The sequence below is a fragment of the Caulobacter sp. 17J65-9 genome (assembly GCF_010975005.1).
Lineage (GTDB): Bacteria > Pseudomonadota > Alphaproteobacteria > Caulobacterales > Caulobacteraceae > 17J80-11.
Map to the genome: position 1 here is coordinate 1 of NZ_JAAIVC010000007.1, position 18,099 is coordinate 18,099.

18 protein-coding genes are annotated in these 18,099 nt (G+C 70.7%); 7 read left to right on the plus strand and 11 right to left on the minus strand.

Going from position 1 to position 18,099, the window contains the following annotated elements; translation table 11 throughout:
- Window positions 1-279: 279 nt before the first annotated feature.
- Window positions 280-504, minus strand: a complete 225-nt coding sequence (rpmE, locus tag G3573_RS02420; RefSeq protein WP_163259259.1) for a 50S ribosomal protein L31 — start codon at window positions 502-504, stop codon at window positions 280-282.
- A gap of 105 nt (window positions 505-609) precedes the next feature.
- On the opposite strand from rpmE, the gene G3573_RS02425 reads away from it, so the two are divergent.
- A complete protein-coding gene (locus G3573_RS02425; RefSeq protein ID WP_163259260.1) occupies window positions 610-2,448 on the plus strand; it encodes an ABC transporter transmembrane domain-containing protein in 1,839 nt (612 codons plus the stop codon).
- An 80-nt stretch (window positions 2,449-2,528) separates the two neighbouring features.
- Entirely contained in the window at window positions 2,529-3,503 is a 975-nt protein-coding gene (locus G3573_RS02430; RefSeq protein ID WP_163259261.1) for a glycosyltransferase, read from the plus strand.
- Window positions 3,504-3,507: 4 nt separating this feature from the next.
- Here the strand turns inward: G3573_RS02430 and G3573_RS02435 are convergent, their stop codons facing one another.
- From G3573_RS02435 to thiE, 4 genes are all read right to left on the minus strand, one after another.
- A complete protein-coding gene (locus G3573_RS02435) occupies window positions 3,508-4,314 on the minus strand; it encodes an inositol monophosphatase family protein (protein ID WP_163259262.1) in 807 nt (268 codons plus the stop codon).
- 54 nt (window positions 4,315-4,368) lie between these two features.
- Window positions 4,369-4,935 carry an elongation factor P gene (efp, locus tag G3573_RS02440; RefSeq protein ID WP_163259263.1) on the minus strand — a complete coding sequence of 189 codons (567 nt, stop codon included), beginning with the start codon at window positions 4,933-4,935 and terminating at the stop codon, window positions 4,369-4,371.
- 130 nt (window positions 4,936-5,065) lie between these two features.
- On the minus strand, window positions 5,066-6,748 hold the full coding sequence (locus G3573_RS02445) for a HAMP domain-containing sensor histidine kinase (protein ID WP_163259264.1): 1,683 nt from the start codon (window positions 6,746-6,748) through the stop codon (window positions 5,066-5,068).
- Window positions 6,749-6,806: 58 nt separating this feature from the next.
- Window positions 6,807-7,472, minus strand: coding sequence for a thiamine phosphate synthase (gene thiE, locus G3573_RS02450; RefSeq protein ID WP_163259319.1), 666 nt, complete (start codon window positions 7,470-7,472; stop codon window positions 6,807-6,809).
- A gap of 167 nt (window positions 7,473-7,639) precedes the next feature.
- Between thiE and G3573_RS02455 the strand changes: the two genes are divergently transcribed.
- From G3573_RS02455 to G3573_RS02465, 3 genes are all read left to right on the plus strand, one after another.
- Window positions 7,640-7,825 carry a (2Fe-2S)-binding protein gene (locus G3573_RS02455; RefSeq protein ID WP_163259265.1) on the plus strand — a complete coding sequence of 62 codons (186 nt, stop codon included), beginning with the start codon at window positions 7,640-7,642 and terminating at the stop codon, window positions 7,823-7,825.
- A 13-nt stretch (window positions 7,826-7,838) separates the two neighbouring features.
- A complete protein-coding gene (gene bfr, locus G3573_RS02460) occupies window positions 7,839-8,339 on the plus strand; it encodes a bacterioferritin (RefSeq protein ID WP_163259266.1) in 501 nt (166 codons plus the stop codon).
- Between the two features lie 132 nt (window positions 8,340-8,471).
- Window positions 8,472-9,038 (plus strand): TspO/MBR family protein, encoded by a 567-nt coding sequence (locus G3573_RS02465; RefSeq protein WP_163259267.1) that lies wholly within the window; start codon window positions 8,472-8,474, stop codon window positions 9,036-9,038.
- A 3-nt stretch (window positions 9,039-9,041) separates the two neighbouring features.
- Here the strand turns inward: G3573_RS02465 and G3573_RS02470 are convergent, their stop codons facing one another.
- The 4 genes from G3573_RS02470 to gap form a co-directional block, all read right to left on the minus strand.
- Window positions 9,042-9,668, minus strand: a complete 627-nt coding sequence (locus G3573_RS02470) for a DUF2799 domain-containing protein (protein WP_163259268.1) — start codon at window positions 9,666-9,668, stop codon at window positions 9,042-9,044.
- Window positions 9,669-9,782: 114 nt separating this feature from the next.
- The gene (locus G3573_RS02475; protein WP_163259269.1) at window positions 9,783-10,802 is read right to left on the minus strand and encodes a class I fructose-bisphosphate aldolase; all 1,020 of its coding nucleotides are present in this window, start codon (window positions 10,800-10,802) and stop codon (window positions 9,783-9,785) included.
- A 56-nt stretch (window positions 10,803-10,858) separates the two neighbouring features.
- The gene (locus G3573_RS02480) at window positions 10,859-12,052 is read right to left on the minus strand and encodes a phosphoglycerate kinase (RefSeq protein WP_163259270.1); all 1,194 of its coding nucleotides are present in this window, start codon (window positions 12,050-12,052) and stop codon (window positions 10,859-10,861) included.
- Between the two features lie 71 nt (window positions 12,053-12,123).
- On the minus strand, window positions 12,124-13,131 hold the full coding sequence (gene gap / locus G3573_RS02485; protein WP_163259271.1) for a type I glyceraldehyde-3-phosphate dehydrogenase: 1,008 nt from the start codon (window positions 13,129-13,131) through the stop codon (window positions 12,124-12,126).
- Between the two features lie 358 nt (window positions 13,132-13,489).
- Between gap and G3573_RS02490 the strand changes: the two genes are divergently transcribed.
- Complete coding sequence (locus G3573_RS02490) at window positions 13,490-14,437, plus strand: S41 family peptidase (RefSeq protein WP_163259272.1); 948 nt, start codon at window positions 13,490-13,492, stop codon at window positions 14,435-14,437.
- Window positions 14,438-14,441: 4 nt separating this feature from the next.
- Here G3573_RS02490 and purT read toward each other — a convergent pair whose 3' ends face one another.
- Window positions 14,442-15,641, minus strand: coding sequence for a formate-dependent phosphoribosylglycinamide formyltransferase (purT, locus tag G3573_RS02495; protein ID WP_163259273.1), 1,200 nt, complete (start codon window positions 15,639-15,641; stop codon window positions 14,442-14,444).
- A gap of 78 nt (window positions 15,642-15,719) precedes the next feature.
- Window positions 15,720-17,726 carry a transketolase gene (gene tkt / locus G3573_RS02500; protein WP_163259274.1) on the minus strand — a complete coding sequence of 669 codons (2,007 nt, stop codon included), beginning with the start codon at window positions 17,724-17,726 and terminating at the stop codon, window positions 15,720-15,722.
- Between the two features lie 103 nt (window positions 17,727-17,829).
- On the opposite strand from tkt, the gene G3573_RS02505 reads away from it, so the two are divergent.
- Entirely contained in the window at window positions 17,830-18,096 is a 267-nt protein-coding gene (locus G3573_RS02505; protein WP_163259275.1) for a DUF4164 family protein, read from the plus strand.
- Window positions 18,097-18,099: the final 3 nt, after the last annotated feature.

Consider the following 18,099-nt stretch of genomic DNA (forward strand, 5'->3'; position numbering starts at 1 on the left):
GGGCTTGCCCGCGGCCGGGGCGGGCTGGCCCGCCGGCGCCGGCGCCGGGGCCGGAGTCCGGCTCGGGGTCTGGCTTTGGGCCTGGGCCGTGCCGGCGACGAGCGCGGCGGCGGCGCTTGAGATCAGAAGCGCTCGGATCATTCCCATCCGAAATCCCGGAAGCGCGGCCTCATTATGACCGCCGCGTTAATGCGCGGTAACGTTAGGCTGTGAGGCCCAAAAAGCAAAAGCGCCGGTCGACGACCGGCGCTCTTTTCTTCGTCCGCTGATGCGGCCGGGTCACTTCTTGAGGAAGCCACCGAACTTGTTGGTGAAGCGCGACACGCGGCCACCGCGGTCCAGCAGGGTCTGGTTGCCGCCGGTCCACGCCGGGTGGGTCTTCGGGTCGATATCGAGGTTCAGGGTCGCGCCTTCCTTGGCGTAGGTCGAACGCGTCTGATAGGTCGTCCCGTCCGTCATCACCACGGTGATGAAGTGGTAGTCGGGGTGGATGTCCTGTTTCATCGGCGCGGCGCCCAAAGATAGTCGCGTAAATGGAAAACCCGCCGGTGGTCCCGGCGGGAGCGCGGCTCTATACACGCAGCCTGCTCAGAAAGGCAAGAGGCGCACATGAGTTCCACCGAGGCCGCGTCCGAGGCCCGGGGCCGGCCCAATCCCGGCGCGATGGTTGTAGGTCAGATCGCCGACGAAGCCCGCCGGCGCGAGAAGAAGCGCGACGTGCGCCCGCTGGGGCGGTTGCTGCCTTTCATGCTGCGGCACAAGACCGACACGGGCCTGGCCCTGCTGTTCCTGTTCTGCTCGTCGGCTGCGACGCTCGGTCTCACCGGCGCCTCGCGCCTGCTGGTCGACCACGGCTTCGCCGCCGGGGGCGCGGGAATCGACCGCTGGTTCCTGCTGCTGGGCGGCGTCGCCATGGCCTTGGCCCTGGCGACGGCGCTCCGATATTTCTACGTGACCAAGTCGGGCGAGCGCACGGTCGCGGACCTGCGCAAGGCGGTCTACGCCCACGTCATGACCCTGGATCCGGCCTTCTTCCTGAAGATGCGCACGGGCGAGGTCCTGTCGCGCATGACCACCGACATCCAGATCGTGGAGACCCTGCTCAGCACCTCGATCTCGGTGGCGCTGCGCAACCTGGTCATGCTGGTGGGCGCGATCATCGTTCTGTTCTGGGTGAGCCCGGGCCTGACGGGGCTGGTGCTGCTGCTGGGGCCGCTGGTGCTGACCCCCATGTTCCTGGTCGGCCGGACGGTGAAGAAGCTGACTGTCCAGTCGCAGGACCGCTTCGCTCACGCGGTCGGCTACGCCGGCGAAAGCCTCGACGCGCTGGAGACCGTGCAGGCCTTCGGCCGCGAGCAGAGCGCCACCGCCCAGTTCGGCTCGGCGGTCGAGGGCGCCTTCGCCGCCTCGCTCAAGCGCATCCGCGCCCGCGCCTCCATGACCGCCCTGGTCATCACCCTGATGTTCTGCGGCATCGCGGTGATCCTGTGGCTGGGCGCGCGCGCGGTGATCTCCGGCGACATGTCGGCCGGCGCCCTGGCCCAGTTCGTCTTCCTGTCCTTCCTGGCGGCCGGCTCGGTCGGTTCGCTGGGCGAGGCCTGGGGCGACGTGCAGAAGGCCGCCGGGGCCATGGAGCGAATCGACGAGCTGATGCGTGAGCGGCCGTCGATCGCCGCCCCCGCCCAGCCGGTCGCCCTGCCGGTCAAGCCGCGGGGCGAGGCCGCCTTCGAGAACGTCACCTTCGCCTATCCGGGGCGCCCGGACCTGCCGGCCCTGAACGGCTTCACCCTGGACGTCCGCCCGGGCGAGACGGTCGCCCTGGTCGGTCCTTCGGGCGCGGGCAAGAGCACGGTCTTCCGCCTGCTGCTGCGCTTCTACGATCCGCAGTCCGGCCGCATCCGCATGGACGGGGTGGACCTGCGCGAGGCCGATCCGCGCGCGGTGCGCGAGCGCATCGCCCTGGTCGCCCAGGAAGCGCCGCTGTTCTCGGGCTCGGCGCTCGACAACATCCGCTTCGGCCGCGAGGCCGCCTCGCGCGACGAGGCGGTGGCCGCCGCCGCCGAGGCCCAGGCCCTGGCCTTCCTCGAAGCCCTGCCGGAGGGCCTGGAGACGCCGCTGGGCGAGCGGGCCCGCTCGCTGTCCGGCGGCCAGCGCCAGCGCCTGGCCATCGCCCGCGCCCTGGTGCGCGACGCGCCGGTCCTGCTGCTGGACGAGGCCACCAGCGCGCTGGACGCCGAGAACGAGCGGCTGGTGCAGCAGGCGCTGGACGAGGCCATGAAGGGCCGCACGACCCTGGTCATCGCCCACCGGCTGGCCACCGTCCTGCGCGCCGACCGCATCGTGGTCATGGACCAGGGCCGGGTGGTCGAGGAGGGCACGCACGCCGACCTCGTCGCCCGCGGCGGGCTCTACGCGCGCCTGGCCGAACTGCAGTTCCAGGGGGCCTGAACTCTCCCCTGGGTGAAAACCCCAGGGGAGGAAACGGGGGGCGGGGCTTAGCCGTTGGTACGGATCGCTTGGGAGATCCGATGCCCGCTCCGGCAGCCGTGCAGGTCGTCGTCTGCACCTACAACCGCGCCCAGCACCTGGACGCGACGCTCGCGGCGCTGTCGCGTCAGCAGGCGGCCCCGATGCCCTGGTCGGTGCTGGTCGTGGACAACGCCAGCACCGACGACACGGCCGCCGTGGTCGAGGCCTGGCGCGGGCGCGTGCCGGGCCTGCGGCGGGTGCTGGAGCCGGAGCCGGGCGTGACCGCCGCCCGCCGGCGCGGGGCGCGCGAGACCGAGGCCGACTGGATCGCCTTCGTCGACGACGACAATCTGCTCGAGCCGGACTGGATCGCGGGAGCCGCCGCCGCCATCGCGGCGCAGCCCGAGGCGGGCGGTTTCGGCGGGCGCATCGTGCTCGACTTCGAGGTCCCGCAACCGGCCTTTCTGAAAGGGTTCGGCTTCTGCTTCGCCGAGCAGGACCACGGCGCGGTCCTGTGCGAGGTCGACAACCTGGCCGGGGCCGGGATGCTGCTGCGCCGCGCCGCCCTGGAGGCCTGCGGCTGGACGCGGGAGTCCCTGCTCGCCGACCGGACCGGCGGCCAGCTCATCTCCGGCGGCGACGTGGAGATCTCCCAGCGGGTGCGGGGCGCGGGCTACGCGCTGTGGTACGCGCCCGGTTGCGTGCTCCGCCATCAGATTCCCGCCAGTCGCATGAGCCGGCTCTATCTGCTGAGGATGGCCGAGGGGCTGGGCGTGTCGGAGAGCCTGGTCAACGCGCTGGGCTGGCCCGGCCCCTACGCGACCTGGCGGGCTCAGGCGAAGGACAACGCCTGGCGGTGCGGGGTCTGGGCGGCGGGCGAGCTTCGGCGCGCCCTCATGCGCCGCTACGGCGTGACCGGGGCGCTGGCGTGGCTGTGGTTCGCCGGCGGCATGCGCCGGGGCGTCAGGGCGGTGGAAAGCATGCCGGGCGACCGGCGCGCCGCCTTCTTCGGAGCGGCGGCGCGTCGGGCCTAGCGCCTTAGGCGCCGCGCAGCTTCTCGATCAGCTGCGGATGCAGGTCGAGGTTGGCGGCGCAGATGGAGACGCCGCTCTTCGGGTCGCCGTCCTCGTCGATGGTCGTCACCTTGCCGCCCGCCTCGGTGACCAGCAGGATGCCCGCCGCCACGTCCCAGGGCTTCAGGTTGCGCTCCCAGTAGGCGTCGTAGCGGCCCGCCGCGACCCAAGCGAAGTCCAGCGCCGAGGAGCCCAGGCGACGCACGCCGGCCACCCGCTGGGTCAGCTGGTGCAGCTCCTTCAGGAACTGGCCGTGGCCCGGACGGCCGACGAACGGAACGCCGGTGCCGATCAGGGCGTCGTCCAGCCGGTTGCGGCCGGCCACGCGGATGCGCTTGTCGTTCAGGAAGGCGCCCTTGCCCCGCTCGGCCCAGAACAGCTCGTTCAGGATCGGGTTGAAGGTGACGCCGGCCACGATCTCGGTGCGGCCGTCGGCCTCGCGGCGCTCCAGCGCCACGGTGACCGCGAAGTGCGGCATGCCGTGCACGAAGTTGGTGGTGCCGTCGATCGGGTCGACGATCCAGGTGTGGGTCTTGTCGGTGCCTTCGACCAGGCCGCGTTCCTCGCCCAGGAAGCCGTAGCCCGGGCGCGCCTTGAGCAGGCTCTCGAACAGGGCGGCCTCGGTCTTCAGGTCGGCGGCGGTGACGAAGTCGCCCGGCCCCTTGCGGGAGACCTGCAGCTCCTGGACCTCGCCGAAGTCGCGCGCGAGCGGACGGGCGGCCTTGCGGACCGCGTCGATCATCACCTGAAGCAGGGCGGAGGGCGTGCTCACGTCAGCATCCAAACTCCGCTCGCCCCGTCCAGGACGAGGCGAGCGGTAAAAAGGTTAGTCCGCGCGGCGGACGTACTCGCCGGACTCGGTCGACACCACGATGCGCTCGCCGGTGGTCATGTACGGCGGGATCATGATGCGCATGCCGTTGTTGGCGATGGCCGGCTTGTAGGACGACGAAGCGGTCTGGCCCTTCACGGTGGGCTCGGTCTCGACGACTTCCAGGGTGACGTATTCCGGCAGCGACAGGCCGATCGGACGCTCTTCGTGCGACTCGATGGTCACTTCCATGCCGTCCTGCAGGAATTGGGCGCGCTCTTCGCCGACCCAGTCCTTCTGCAGTTCGATCTGCTCGTAGGAGACCTTGTCCATGAACACCAGGACGTCGCCCTGGTCGTACAGGAAGGTGTAGTCCTTCTGCTCCAGGCGAACCCGCTCGACCGTGTCTTCCGACCGGAAGCGCTCGTTCAGCTTGGTGCCGGTGATCAGGTTCTTCATTTCGACCTGGGCGAAGGCGCCGCCCTTGCCCGGCTTCACGTGGGCGGTCTTGACCGCGACCCAGAGGCCGCCGTCGTGCTGGAGCACCATGCCCGGTTTGATTCCGTTGGCGTTGATCTTCATGGGAAGCGGTCCCGCGAAAGGGGCTGAAATTCGGCCGCGGAACCTAGAGTGCGAACGGAAAAAGGGGAAGCCGGATTTTCGGGGCGGCGATCAGCGCGGGCGCTGAACGGCGCCGCCCTCGCGCCGGGCCTCAGGCCTGGGCGGCGGGAAGGTCGACCCAGAAGCGGGCCCCCTCGCCCGGGCGGCTCTCGAAGCCGATGCGGCCGCCCTGCAGTTCGGCCAGTCGGCGCGCCAGCGCCAGGCCGATGCCGTGGCCCTCGATCTCCGACTTCTCCATGCCCAGCCGGTTGAACGGCTCGAACAGCTCGGTCTGCTTTTCCAGCGAGATGCCCGGGCCACGATCGATCACCTCGATGCGGGCGGTCTCGGCGTCCGGACGGGACAGGCGGAAGATCACCACGCCGCCGGACCGGCCGTACTTCACGGCGTTGGTCGCCAGATTGGTGACCACCTGCGACAGCCGCACGGAGTCGGCCAGGGCCACCAGGCGGTCCTGGGCGGGCTCGACCACGAAGCGCAAGCCCGCGGATTCCGGCCGCACGGCCACGGCGCGGCGCACGTCCTCGGCCAGGCCGTCCAGGTCCACCGAGCGCAGGGTGACGGCCACGCGGCCGGCTTCGGCGCGGGCCACGTCCAGCAGGTCGTTGGCCAGGGCCTCGACCTGACGGGCGGTGCGCACCAGCATTTCGGACATTTCCGCCTGGGTCGGCGACACCGGGCCGAGCTGGCCGGAGGCCCACAGCTCGCCGATGCCGATGACGCCGGCGACGGGGCTCTTGATCTCGTGGCTGACGTTGGCCAGCAGGCGCGACTTGGCGGCGCTGGCGGCCTCGGCGCGCAGCAGGCCGGCCTGGGCGGCCGCGGCCAGGCGGTCGCGCTCGTCCAGCAGGGCGGCGACCAGCAGGATCGGCACGCAGCCCAGCAGGACGTAGAGCTGGGTGACGCGCAGCTTGGTCTCGACCATGCTGAAGGCGCCCAGCACCGCGGGGCCGGTCTCGAGCATGACGCCGGCGATCGCGCCCAGCGCCACGATCAGGATGGCGCTGGCCGCCCCGAACAGGCGCAGGCGAACCGCCGCCAGCAGCAGCATCGGGGTGATCAGGAAGCCGATCGCATATTTGGATTGGAGGAAGGCGACGGCCGTGACGACGGCCATGCCCAGCAGGATGGCGGCGGCCTCGAGCAGGCGGCGGGGCTGGCGCCATTCCTGGAGACGCTCGGGGGTGACCGAAAGGCCCACGGTGCCGACCACGGCCAGGCCCAGGGCGTGGCCGAACCACCAGGTCTCGACCGTGTGACGGAAGTCGCCGAGCCCGGCGGCGGCGAGGCCGGCGCCGGCGAACAGGGCGCCGGGCAGCGGCGAAACCAGCGGGACGGCGAGCAGATAGCGGGCCAGGCCGTTCAGGCTGGACAGGTCGAACCCCTGCGGGGCCACCCGGCGGGCCAGGAACACGGCGGTGGCCACCTCCAGCATGTTGGCGACGGTGAACATCGCCGTCTGGGTCAGCGAATTGCCGACCAGGACGTTGGCGGTGGCGAAGGCCACGGTGATGAACAGGGCGTAGGCGGCGTCGAACTCGGCGCTGCGCGGGCCGCGCAGCCAGCCGGCCACGGCCACGCCGCCGGCGCCCCACAGCGCTGCGACCAGGCCGGTCATGCGCGTGGTCAGGATCGCGGCCACGCCCAGCACGAGGACGAGCACGGCGGCGACCAGGCAAGCGGTGACGCGCGCGGAGCGGAGCTCCGACGTCGAACGGGGACCCGCCGCCGCTTCCGGCGCGTGTTGGGTGGTTCCTGCGTAGGCCTCGGCCATTAGGTCCGGCCTCCTCGCCAGACTCTCGATCTTGGCCGGCTAACAGAACACGAGGATTCTAATTTTGATTGAACGGGTTCCGTTCTTTCAGCCCGGCCTCGATCTCGGCCAGGAAGGCGCGCACGGCGGCCGCGGGGCCGTCCGGGCGCGCCCAGACCCCGGCGCTGACCGCCAGGAAGTCGGCCCCCGCCCGCACCAGCGGGCGGCAGTTCTCGACCGTCACGCCGCCGATCGCAACGCACGGAATTTCCATGGTTTCCTGCCAGATCGACAGGATTTCCGGCTCGGCGCGGGTCGGCGCTTCCTTGGTCGTGGTCGGGAAGAAGGCGCCGAAGGCGACGTAGTCGGCGCCGGCCTCGGCCGCCTCCATGGCCAGGTGGCGGCTGTCGTGACAGGTGACGCCGACCATGCCGTTTTGGCCCACCGCCTTGCGCGCGTCGGCGAAGGACGCGTCGCCCTGGCCGATGTGGACGCCGTCGCAGCCGAGCGCGCGGGCCAGGTCGGGCCGGTCGTTCATGATCACGGCCACGCCGTGCGCGTGGGCCAGCGGCAGGATCGCCCGGGTCGCCTCGGCGATCGCGTCGTCGGAGGCTCCCTTCAGCCGGATCTGCAGGGCGGCGACGTCGCCGGCGCCCAGCGCCGCCTCCAGGTCGCGCAGGAAGCCCGCCAGGTCGGGCAGGGCGGACGGGGTGATCAGGTAAAGGCGGCAGAGCGGCTCGGTCATCGGCGCGGGAATGGGCGCGCGCGGCGTGAGGGTCAAGAGGCTGGGCTCAAGAGGCCGCGGTTGAGGCCCACCGGTCGCGAGTGCGGCGCCGGGTCGCGACTGAGAACGATTTGCAGATGCGGCCGGTTGTGCTATCGAGAGTCGTTCTCAGTCAGTGGGTCCGCCCCGTGTACGTCTGCAACTGTAACGGAATCCGTGAACGCGAGGTCCGCGCGGCCATCGACGCGGGCGCCGTGCGTCCGAAACAGGTATTCGATCGTTGCAACGCGGCGCCCCAGTGCGCCAAATGCGTGTGCGACATGCGGCGGATGATTCAGGAGTCCGAGGAGGCCCTGCGCTTCGCCGCCGAATAAGGAGGCGGGGCTGATGAAGGGCGATCCGGCGATCGTGAAGCTTCTGAACGCGGTGCTCACCAACGAGCTGACCGCGGTCAACCAGTACTTCCTGCACGCTCGGATGTTCGAGAGCTGGGGCTTCCACCACCTGGGCAAGATCATCTACGACGAGTCGATCGGCGAGATGAAACACGCCGACCGGCTGATCAAGCGGGTGCTCTACCTCGAAGGCCTGCCGAACCTCCAGGACCTGCACAAGCTGCGCATCGGCGAGACCGCGGTCGAGTGCATGGGCGCCGACCTGGCGCTGGAGGTCGAGGGCCGCGCCCTGCTGGTCGAAGGCGTGCGCGCCTGCGAGGCGGCCTCGGACTTCGTCAGCCGCCGGCTGCTCACCGACATCCTGGCCGACACCGAAGAGCACATCGACTTCCTGGAGACCCAGCTGTCGCTGGTGGAGTCGCTGGGCGAGCAGAACTACCTGCAGAGCGCCATGGGCCAGATCCAGACGGACTCCTCGGCCACCGGCAACTGATCGGCAGAATTTCTTAGAGCTGGAGCGCGACGGCCGCCGAAACGGCGTCCATTTCGGCTGTCACGCGCCGAGGCGTCGCCGGAACCGCCGCCGGAGCAACCTGTTACTCCTGCTCCACGGACGGAGAGTTCCATGTTGCAGGCGGGCCGGGACGCCTTGGCTGATTTCCTCAACAGCCGCGATCGCAGCGCCAGTCACGTGGCGCTGGGCGTGGTGCTGTGTGTCGGGGCTGTGGCGCTGTCGGCGGTGATCGCCGGCCGCAACGCGCCGACCCCGCGCAACCCCGAAGTGAAGGCGCACTACGACGCGCTCGAGCAACCGGCCATGCAGCCGCCGCGTGCGGTCTTCGGCGTGGTCTGGCCAGCCCTGTTCTCCATGCTGACCTGGTCGGGCCTGCGAATCTGGAACGCGCGCGGGCCCGAGCGCGACCGCGCCTTCGCGCTATGGGCGGCGATCCAGGGCCTGCAGGCGCTGTGGATGGCCTGGGGGCCCCGCCACCGGCTGGCGCAGGTGCTGACCGCCGTGACCACGCTGGGGGCGACGGCGGCCTATGTGAACGCGGCGCGCAAGGTCGACGGCAAGGCCGCGGCCATGGTCGCGCCCTACGCCGGCTGGATCAGCTTCGCCAACGTCCTGACCGAGGAGCTGTGGCGCAAGAACCGGCCGACGCAGACGCCGAGCGGCCACACCGTGCACTAAGCCTCAGACGTCGCCGTAGATCGCGGTGAAGCGGGCCTGCAGGTCGTCCAGGTCGCGCTGGGCGCGGCTCTCGTCGCGCTTGGCGCGCTCCATGGCGTCCAGCGCCCGCTCGCGGTCGTTGCGCAGGCGCTTGAGGCCGGCGCGGATCGACTCACGTTCCTGGGCGGTCAGCTTCGGATCGGCCAGCCGGGCCTCCTGCTGGCGCATTTCCTTCTCCAGCCGCTCGGCCTCGTAATAGGCGTTGCTCGCGTCGGAGCTTGCGCGGTCCACGTCCTGCTTGGCCGAGTAGATCAGCTTGCCGTCGGAGTAGCCGGCCAGGAAGTCGGGCTCCAGGTCGGCCGGGCAGACGCCGGCGTAGCTCGAGCCGGCCGCGCCGACCCGGAAGCCCCGCTGCGGCTGGCAGTAGTCGAGCAGGCCCTGCTCGCGGCCGCGCTTCCAGGCCGTGACGTCGGGCGTCACGCCGTGCGGCGCGCAGGCCTTGGCGTGGTCGTCGACCCGGCTCATCGGCGCGCCGGCGGCGCCGTCGCGTAGCCCGATGCCCTGCCAGTCGCCGGCCAGGCACTCGTTCTTGTCCAGCGTGGCGCAGCTGCCGAGCAGCAGCAGAGCCGGCACGATCAACAGACGACGCATGGAAACGCTCCCCCCGATGTCCCCGGCGGGAAAAGACCACAGCTAAGCTTGAGACGCAAAAAGGGCCGCGGCGTGAACCGCGGCCCTTCGAGCTTTTCAGCGATGAGGGGCGGTTTAGGCCGCCACCTTCTCCATCGCGGCTTCCCACTGGCCCAGAGCGGCCAGGCCGTTCATGCGGGCGCGGTGCAGGAAGGCGGCCTGGGCGGCCGGCACGTTTTCCTTCTTGCCCGACCAGGCCTTCTGCGGCGCGGCCTGCAGGGCGCGGCCGTAGGAGAAGGTCATCTTCCACGGGAAGCCGCCGATGCGGTTCATGGCGTCCAGGTGCGCGGTGGCCTGCTCGTCGGTCTGGCCGCCCGACAGGTAGGCGATGCCCGGCACGGCCGACGGCACGGTGGCCTTCAGGGCGGCGACGGTGCGCTGAGCGACTTCCTCGACCGAGGCCTGCACCGGCGCCTTCTTGCCGGAGATGACCATGTTCGGCTTCAGCACCATGCCTTCCAGGGCCACGCGCTGTTCGAACAGCTCGTTGAAGACGGTGGTCAGCACCCAGCGGGTGACCTCGTCGCAGCGCTCGATCGAGTGGGCGCCGTCCATCAGGATTTCCGGCTCGACGATCGGCACGATCTGGTGCGCCTGGCAGATGGCGGCGTAGCGGGCCAGGGCGTGGGCGTTGGCCTTCACCGCGCCCCAGGTCGGGACGCCGTCGGCGATGTCGATCACCGCGCGCCACTTCGCGAAGCGGGCGCCGCGCTCGTAGTACTTCACCAGGCGCTCGCCCAGGCCGTCGAGGCCCTCGGTGATGGTCTCGTTCGGGAAGCCCGGCAGCGGCTTGGCGCCCTTGTCGACCTTGATGCCCGGAACGGCGCCGGCGGCGGCGATCAGCTCGACCAGCGGCGTGCCGTCGGCGGCGTTCTGCCAGATGGTCTCGTCATACAGGATCACGCCCGAGACGTGCTTCATGCCCTCGGCGCGGAACATCAGCTCGCGGTAGTCGCGGCGGTTCTCTTCGGTGTTTTCGACACCGATCCCGTCGAAGCGCTTCTTGATGGTGCCGGTCGATTCGTCGGCGGCCAGGATGCCCTTGCCGGGCGCCACCATGGCTTCCGCCACCGCGTTCAGAGCTTGCAGGTCCATAGTCGTAGTCCCTCGATAATCGTTCAGTTCGTTCGGCCGTCGCTCGTCCAGCGACCTTAGCCGCGCAGCGCCTCGACGCCCGGCAGGGCCTTGCCTTCCATCCACTCCAGGAAGGCGCCGCCAGCCGTGGACACGAAGGTGAAATCGTCGGCCACGCCCGCATGATTCAGGGCCGCGACCGTGTCCCCGCCACCCGCCACTGCGGTAACTGCTCCGCTCTTGGCCAGTTCCGCCGCGGCCTTGGCGGCCGCCACGGTGGCCGCGTCGAACGGCGGCACCTCGAACACGCCCAGCGGGCCGTTCCAGATCAGGGTCTTGGAGTTCTTCATCGCGTCGATCAGGCGCGCCACGCTCTGCGGCCCGGCGTCCAGGATCTTTTCGTCGGCGGTGATTCCGTCGAGGGCGCGAACCGTCGCAGGCGCGCCCGGCTTCACCTCGACGGCGACGACCACGTCGACCGGCAGCAGCAGTTCGCAGCCGGCCTTGGCGGCCTCGGCCATGATCTCGCGCGCGGTGTCGGCCAGGTCCTTCTCGCAGAGCGAGCCGCCGACGTCGTGGCCTTGGGCGAACAGGAAGGTGTTGGCCATGCCGCCGCCGATGGCCAGGCGGTCCAGCTTGGCGACCAGGTTCTTCAGCAGGTCCAGCTTGGTCGAGACCTTGGAGCCGCCGACGATGCCCAGCACCGGGCGCTTCGGCTGGCCCAGCGCCGCGTTCAGCGCTTCCAGCTCGCGGCGCATGCTCTCGCCGGCGTAGGCGGGCTTGAGGCGGGCGACGCCCTCGGTCGAGGCGTGGGCGCGGTGCGCGGCGGAGAAGGCGTCGTTGACATAGAGGTCGCCCAGTTCGGCCAGCTGGGCGGCGAAGGCCGGGTCGTTCTTCTCTTCGCCCTTGTGGTAGCGGACGTTCTCCAGCAGCACGACGCCCTTGGCCGGCAGCGCGGCGATGGCGGCTTTCGCCTGTTCGCCCACGCAGTCGTCGGCGAAGGCGACCGGCTCGCCCAGCAAGGCCGACAGGGCCGGCGCCACCGGGGCCAGGCTCATGGACGGCACGCGCTCGCCCTTGGGGCGGTCGAAGTGGGCCAGCAGGGCGACCTTGGCGCCCAGGGCCTGCAGCTTGCGGATGGTCGGAATCGCCACGCGCAGGCGGGTGTCGTCGCTGACCTTGCCGTCCTGCATCGGCACGTTGAAGTCGACGCGCACCAGCGCGGTCTTTCCGGAGAGGTCGCCGGCCTGGTCGAGGGTGCGGAAGGTCATCGTGGGCGTGCCCTGAAAAGCGGCTCGCCCCGACCGGCAGTCGGGGCGAGCGAACGGAGACGAAAAGAGGCTTAGAGGAACTTGGCCATCGCCAGAGCGGTGTCGCTCATGCGCGTGGCGAAGCCCCACTCGTTGTCGTACCAGCTCAGGACGCGGGCCAGCTTGCCCTCGATCACCTGCGTCTGCGGCAGGGCGAAGGTCGAGGAGGCGGCGATGTGGTTGATGTCCATCGACACGATCGGGTCGTTGGTCACGGCCAGCACGCCCTTCATCGGGCCTTCGGCGGCGGCGATCATGGCCGCGTTGATCTCTTCCTTGGTCACTTCGCGGCCCGGGACGATCTTCAGGTCGACCACCGAGACGTTCGGGGTCGGGACGCGGATCGAGGAGCCGTCCAGCTTGCCCTTCAGTTCCGGCAGCACCAGGCCGACGGCCTTGGCCGCGCCGGTCGAGGTCGGGATCATGGACAGGGCCGCCGCGCGGGCGCGATAGAGGTCCTTGTGCATGGTGTCCAGCGTCGGCTGGTCGCCGGTGTAGGCGTGGATGGTGGTCATGTAGCCACGCTCGATGCCGCACAGGTCCTGCAGGACCTTGGCCACCGGCGCCAGGCAGTTGGTGGTGCACGAGGCGTTCGACACCACGGTGTCGGCGGCGGTCAGCACGCCGTCGTTCACGCCGAAGACGATGGTCTTGTCGGCGTTGTCGCACGGGGCGGAGACCAGCACGCGCTTGGCGCCGGCTTCCAGGTGCGCCGAGGCCTTCTCCTTGGAGGTGAAGATGCCGGTGCACTCGAAGGCGATGTCGACGCCCATTTCCTTGTGCGGCAGCTCGGCCGGGTTACGGATGGCCGTGACCTTGATCTTGCCGAGGCCGACGTCGATCCAGTCCTCGCCCGAGGTCACGGTGCCCGGGAAACGGCCGTGCACGCTGTCGTAGCGCAGCAGGTGGGCGTTGGTCTCGACGGGACCCAGGTCGTTGATGGCGACCACTTCGATGTCGCGGCGGCCGTGCTCGACGATCGAGCGCAGGACGAGACGGCCGATGCGGCCGAAACCGTTGATGGCGACGCGAAGGGTCATGAGCGGGTCCTCTGGGGCGGAAAGTCGCGCGACATGCGCGCGCGGAAAGGGTCGGCGGCGTTTCGCCCCCGGGGGCGGTCAAGTCAACCCCTGCGGGACCTCAACACGAGTGACCAAATGCTACGGTTTTGGGAGCGTTGCGGCGTCGGTTTTGCAATTGAACGCAAGTTTCATCGCCGCGTCTCCCCGGCGCCGTAAGATGCAGTGCTTTCAGATATGCAAGTTGTTGCAATGAGCCTCGCCGACGGGATCTCCGGGGCGCGGGCTGCGGCGCTTGCGCGCGGTCGGGCGGCTGCGACGTCTCGTCGATAACGCCGGACGGACCCGAGCGCTAGGCTGGTCGCGAGGGGGATACACCATGCGTCCGGCGTTCCTCGCCGCCCTGGCGGCGGCGCTCTTCGTGCAAGCGATTCCCGCCAGCGCGGCGGACCGCGGCGAGGCGAACCTGCGCGTGTTCGACAACGCCTGGAAGCGGGTCGAGCGCAACTACTACGACCACGGCTTCCACGGCCTCGACTGGAAGGCCACGGGCGCCGAATTCCGGCCCAAGGCCGCGGCCGCCGTCGACGAGCGGGCGCTCTATGCGGTGATCCAGGCCATGCTGGGCCGGCTCAAGGACCGGCACGCGTTCGTCAGCAGTCCGGAGTACCTGAAGCGCCGGGCGGACGCCGCCTCGGGCGAGACCTCGGCGGCGGCGCAGACCGCGCCCCGGCCCCGTCATCGTCCGGCCGAGCTTCACGAGGGCGCCTGGGTCATCGGCTTCGACGAATTCGACAGGGGAACCGCCGGCTGGCTGGCCGGAGAAATCGCGCGCGTCCCCGCCGGCGCGCCGCTGGTCGTCGACCTGCGCGGCAATCGCGGCGGCTACATCTCCGAACTGCGGCGCAGTCTCGCCTGCATCGCGCCCGAGGGCTGGGTGGTCCTGCGGACCACCTCGCGCCGCGGCTTCGTCGTGAAGGAGCGCGTCGGGGCCTGCGAGGGCGCGCGGCCGGGGGCGCTGGTCGTGCTGGTCGGCCCGGGCAGCAACAGCGCCGCCGAGCTGTTCGCCGCGGCGATCCAGGAGACCGGCCGAGGCCGGATCGTCGGCGAGCGGACCGGCGGGGCGGTGCTGGCCTCCCAGGAGTATTCCCTGCCCGACGGCGGCGCGCTCAGCGTCAGCGTCGCCGACGCCCGCACCGGGGCCGGCGTGCGGCTGGAAGGGCAGGGCGTGCGCCCTGACGTCGAGGCGGTGACGACCGCCGCCGACCGCAAGGCCAACCTCGATCCCGCGCTGGCCCGGGCCGTGCAGGTCGCCGCCGGCCGCTGAGGCGTCAGCCCCGGACCGGCTTCACCTTCGCGGCCGCCTCGCGGGCGCGTTCGCGGGCCTGGTCGACGTCGGCGCCGCGCGCCAGGGCCACGCCCATGCGCCGGCGCTCGAAGGCTTCCGGCTTGCCGAACAGGCGCAGGTCGGCCCCCGGCACGCTCAGGGCCTGATCCACGCCCTCGAAGGCGACGCCCTCGGCCTCCATGCCGCCGTAGATGACAGCGCTGGCGCCCGGCTCGCGCTGCGAGGTGTCGACCGACAGGCCCAGGATGGCGCGGGCGTGCAGGCAGAACTCCGACATGGTCTGGCTGGCCAGGGTGACCAGGCCGGTGTCGTGCGGACGGGGGCTGACCTCCGAGAACCAGACGTCGTCGCCCTTCACGAACAGCTCGACGCCGAACACGCCCTGGCCGCCGAGCGCGCCGGTGACCTTGGCGGCGATGTCCTGGGCGCGTTCCAGCGCCTTGGGGCTCATCGGCTGCGGCTGCCAGCTCTCGACATAGTCGCCCTTCACCTGGCGGTGGCCGATGGGGGCGCAGAAGCGGGTCTCGATCTCGCCAGCGGCGTTGCGGGCGCGAACGGTGAGGAGCGTGATCTCGTAGTCGAACTCGACCCGGCCCTCGACGATGACGCGGGCCTGCTCGACCCGGCCGCCGGCCAGCGCGTAGGTCCAGGCGCCGTCGACGTCGTCGGGGCTCTCCAGATAGCTCTGGCCCTTGCCCGAGGAGGACATCACCGGCTTCACGAAACAGGGGAAGCCGGTCACGTCGCGGGCGGCGGCGGCCAGCTCGTCGCGGCTGGAGGCGAAGGCGAAGCTGGAGGTCGGCAGGCCCAGCTCCTCGGCCGCCAGCTTGCGGATGCCCTCGCGGTTCATGGTCAGCTGGGTGGCGCGCGCGGTCGGGATGACGGTGGCCAGGCCTGCGGCCTCGACCTCGGCCAGAACTTCGGTGGCGATGGCCTCGATCTCCGGCACCACCAGGTGCGGGCGCTCCTGCTTGATCACGGCGCGCAGCGCGGCCGGATCGGTCATGGCGATCACGTGCGAGCGGTGGGCGACCTGCATGGCCGGCGCGTTCGGATAGCGGTCGACCGCGATCACCTCCACGCCCAGGCGCTGCAGCTCGATCGCCACTTCCTTGCCGAGCTCTCCCGAGCCCAGCAGCATGACCTTGGTGGCGGTGGGCGACAGCGGCGTGCCGAGGCGCATGGGAATATCCTTTGATAGAAAAAGGGCCCGTCCGCCTTGGACGGAACGGGCCCTGGGTCGTTGATCAGGCGGTCGGGATCAGAGCTGCGACTTGGCCGCGGCGACCACGCCTTCCGGGGTGATGCCGAACTCCTGGTACAGCCGGTCGTACGGCGCGCTGGCGCCGAAGCCCTTCATGCCGACGAACACGCCGTCGTCGCCGATGAAGCGTTCCCAGCCGAACTTCACCGCCGCTTCGACCGCGACGCGCGCCTTGGTCTTGCCGATCACCTTGCGCTGGTAGGCGGCGTTCTGGGCTTCGAACAGCTCCCAGCACGGGGTGGAGACCACGCGGGCGCCGATGCCTTCGGCTTCCAGCTGGGCGCGGGCGGCCATGGCGATGGCCACTTCGGTGCCCGAGGCGAACAGGGTGACCTGGGCCGGGCCGGCCTCGGCCGCGGCCAGTTCGTAGGCGCCGCGGGCCGACAGGTTCTCTTCGGCCTGCACGGTGCGCACCGCCGGGGTCTTCTGGCGCGACAGGGCCATCACCGACGGCGAGGTCTTGGCGTCCAGAGCGGCCTTCCAGCACTCCATCACCTCGACCGCGTCGGCCGGGCGGAACACCAGCAGGTTCGGGATGCAGCGGAGCGCGGCCAGGTGCTCCACCGGCTGGTGGGTCGGGCCGTCCTCACCCAGGCCGATCGAGTCGTGGGTCAGCACGTGGATGGCGCGCACGCCCATCAGCGCGGCCAGGCGGATGGCCGGGCGGCTGTAGTCGGAGAACACCAGGAAGGTGCCCGAATAGGGGATGATCCCGCCGTGCAGCGCCATGCCGTTCATGGCTGCGGCCATGCCGTGCTCGCGCACGCCCCAGTGGACGTAGCGGCCGTCGTAGTCCGGATAGTCGAACGCCTTCATGCCCTTGACGAAGGTGTTGTTCGAGCCGGTCAGGTCGGCCGAGCCGCCGATCATCTCGGGGATGAACGGGGTCAGGTTCTCCAGCGCCGAGCCCGAGGAGACGCGGGTGGCGGCGGCCGGCTTGGCGTCGGTCTGCTTGACGATCTCGGCGTCGATGGCGGCGAAGGCTTCGGCCGGCAGCTCGCCCTTCATGGCGCGCAGGAACTCGGCCGACTTTTCCGAACCCTTCAGGCGGTCTTCCCAGGCGCGGCGCTGACGGCCGCCCTTGCGGCCGGCCTTGCGCCAGGCGTCGACGATGTCTTCCGGCAGCTCGAACGGCGGCAGGGTCCAGCCCAGCTTCTGGCGGGTGGCGGCGATTTCGGCCGCGCCCAGGGCCGCGCCGTGGGTCTTGTGGCTGCCTTCCATGGTGGCCGCGCCCTTGCCGATGCGGGTGCGGCAGGCGATCAGGGTCGGGCGGTCCTGGCGAGTGGCCCAGGTCAGGGCGCGACGGATCTGGTCCATGTCATGGCCGTCGATCCGCTTCACCGCCCAGCCGAACGCCTTGAAGCGGGCCAGCTGGTCGCCGGTTTCCGAGATGCGGACGTCGCCGTCGATGGTGATCTCGTTGTCGTCCCACAGGACGGTCAGCTTGTTCAGCTTGAAGCGGCCGGCCAGGCCGATGGCTTCATGGCTGACGCCTTCCATCAGGCAGCCGTCGCCGGCGACCACCCAGGTGCGGTGGTCGACCAGCTCGTCGCCGAAGCGGTTCGCCAGGTGGCGCTCGGCCATGGCCATGCCGACGGCGGTGGCCAGGCCCTGGCCCAGCGGGCCGGTGGTGGTCTCGACGCCCGGCGTGTGGCCGTACTCGGGGTGGCCCGGGGTCTTGGAGTCCCACTGGCGGAAGTTCTTCAGCTCCTGGGCCGTCACTTCCTTCACCCCGGTCAGGTGCAGGAGCGAGTAGATCAGCATGGAGCCGTGGCCGGCCGACAGCACGAAGCGGTCGCGGTCGTGCCACTCGGGCTTGCGCGCGTCGTACTTCAGGAAGCGGGTGAACAGCACGGTGGCCACGTCGGCCATGCCCATCGGCATGCCGGGGTGGCCGGAGGCCGCCTGCTCGACGCCGTCCATGGACAGCACGCGGATGGCGTCGGCCATGCGCTGCGGCGAAACCGACGTGCGGGCGGGGGCGCGGACGAGGTCGTCGGCCATGAAACGGACTCCGGAGACGAGGAAAACAGGGCGCGCGCGCTTTACCTGACGCACGGCGCGCGTTCTATACAGATTCGTGTCAGGATTTGGGTGGAGGGGCGTGATGGCGGACTCGACCAGTGAACTGGACGCCGCGGCCGGCCGGCTTGACCAGGCGCTGACCGCGCTGGAGGGGCGCTTCCGTGCGCTCAAGGCGCAGAGCCGTGGCGGCGAGGGCGATCTGTTCGATCAGGACCGCGCGCGCCTGGCCGATGACCTCGATCGCGCCCGGGCCCGCGCCCGCGACCTCGAGGACGCCGCCGCCGAGGCGTCTGCGGCTCTGGGTCGCGCCGCCGAACACGTCCGTCTGATCCTGACCGCCGAGGAATAGTCC

What these genes read in the sequence shown, in the direction of transcription:
- rpmE (WP_163259259.1), bottom strand. Translation starts at nt 504, where the DNA reads ATGAAACAGGACATCCACCCCGACTACCACTTCATCACCGTGGTGATG.
- G3573_RS02425 (WP_163259260.1), top strand. Translation starts at nt 610, where the DNA reads ATGAGTTCCACCGAGGCCGCGTCCGAGGCCCGGGGCCGGCCCAATCCC.
- G3573_RS02430 (WP_163259261.1), top strand. Translation starts at nt 2,529, where the DNA reads ATGCCCGCTCCGGCAGCCGTGCAGGTCGTCGTCTGCACCTACAACCGC.
- efp (WP_163259263.1), bottom strand. Translation starts at nt 4,935, where the DNA reads ATGAAGATCAACGCCAACGGAATCAAACCGGGCATGGTGCTCCAGCAC.
- G3573_RS02445 (WP_163259264.1), bottom strand. Translation starts at nt 6,748, where the DNA reads ATGGCCGAGGCCTACGCAGGAACCACCCAACACGCGCCGGAAGCGGCG.
- thiE (WP_163259319.1), bottom strand. Translation starts at nt 7,472, where the DNA reads ATGACCGAGCCGCTCTGCCGCCTTTACCTGATCACCCCGTCCGCCCTG.
- bfr (WP_163259266.1), top strand. Translation starts at nt 7,839, where the DNA reads ATGAAGGGCGATCCGGCGATCGTGAAGCTTCTGAACGCGGTGCTCACC.
- G3573_RS02465 (WP_163259267.1), top strand. Translation starts at nt 8,472, where the DNA reads ATGTTGCAGGCGGGCCGGGACGCCTTGGCTGATTTCCTCAACAGCCGC.
- G3573_RS02470 (WP_163259268.1), bottom strand. Translation starts at nt 9,668, where the DNA reads ATGCGTCGTCTGTTGATCGTGCCGGCTCTGCTGCTGCTCGGCAGCTGC.
- G3573_RS02475 (WP_163259269.1), bottom strand. Translation starts at nt 10,802, where the DNA reads ATGGACCTGCAAGCTCTGAACGCGGTGGCGGAAGCCATGGTGGCGCCC.
- G3573_RS02480 (WP_163259270.1), bottom strand. Translation starts at nt 12,052, where the DNA reads ATGACCTTCCGCACCCTCGACCAGGCCGGCGACCTCTCCGGAAAGACC.
- gap (WP_163259271.1), bottom strand. Translation starts at nt 13,131, where the DNA reads ATGACCCTTCGCGTCGCCATCAACGGTTTCGGCCGCATCGGCCGTCTC.
- G3573_RS02490 (WP_163259272.1), top strand. Translation starts at nt 13,490, where the DNA reads ATGCGTCCGGCGTTCCTCGCCGCCCTGGCGGCGGCGCTCTTCGTGCAA.
- purT (WP_163259273.1), bottom strand. Translation starts at nt 15,641, where the DNA reads ATGCGCCTCGGCACGCCGCTGTCGCCCACCGCCACCAAGGTCATGCTG.
- tkt (WP_163259274.1), bottom strand. Translation starts at nt 17,726, where the DNA reads ATGGCCGACGACCTCGTCCGCGCCCCCGCCCGCACGTCGGTTTCGCCG.
- G3573_RS02505 (WP_163259275.1), top strand. Translation starts at nt 17,830, where the DNA reads ATGGCGGACTCGACCAGTGAACTGGACGCCGCGGCCGGCCGGCTTGAC.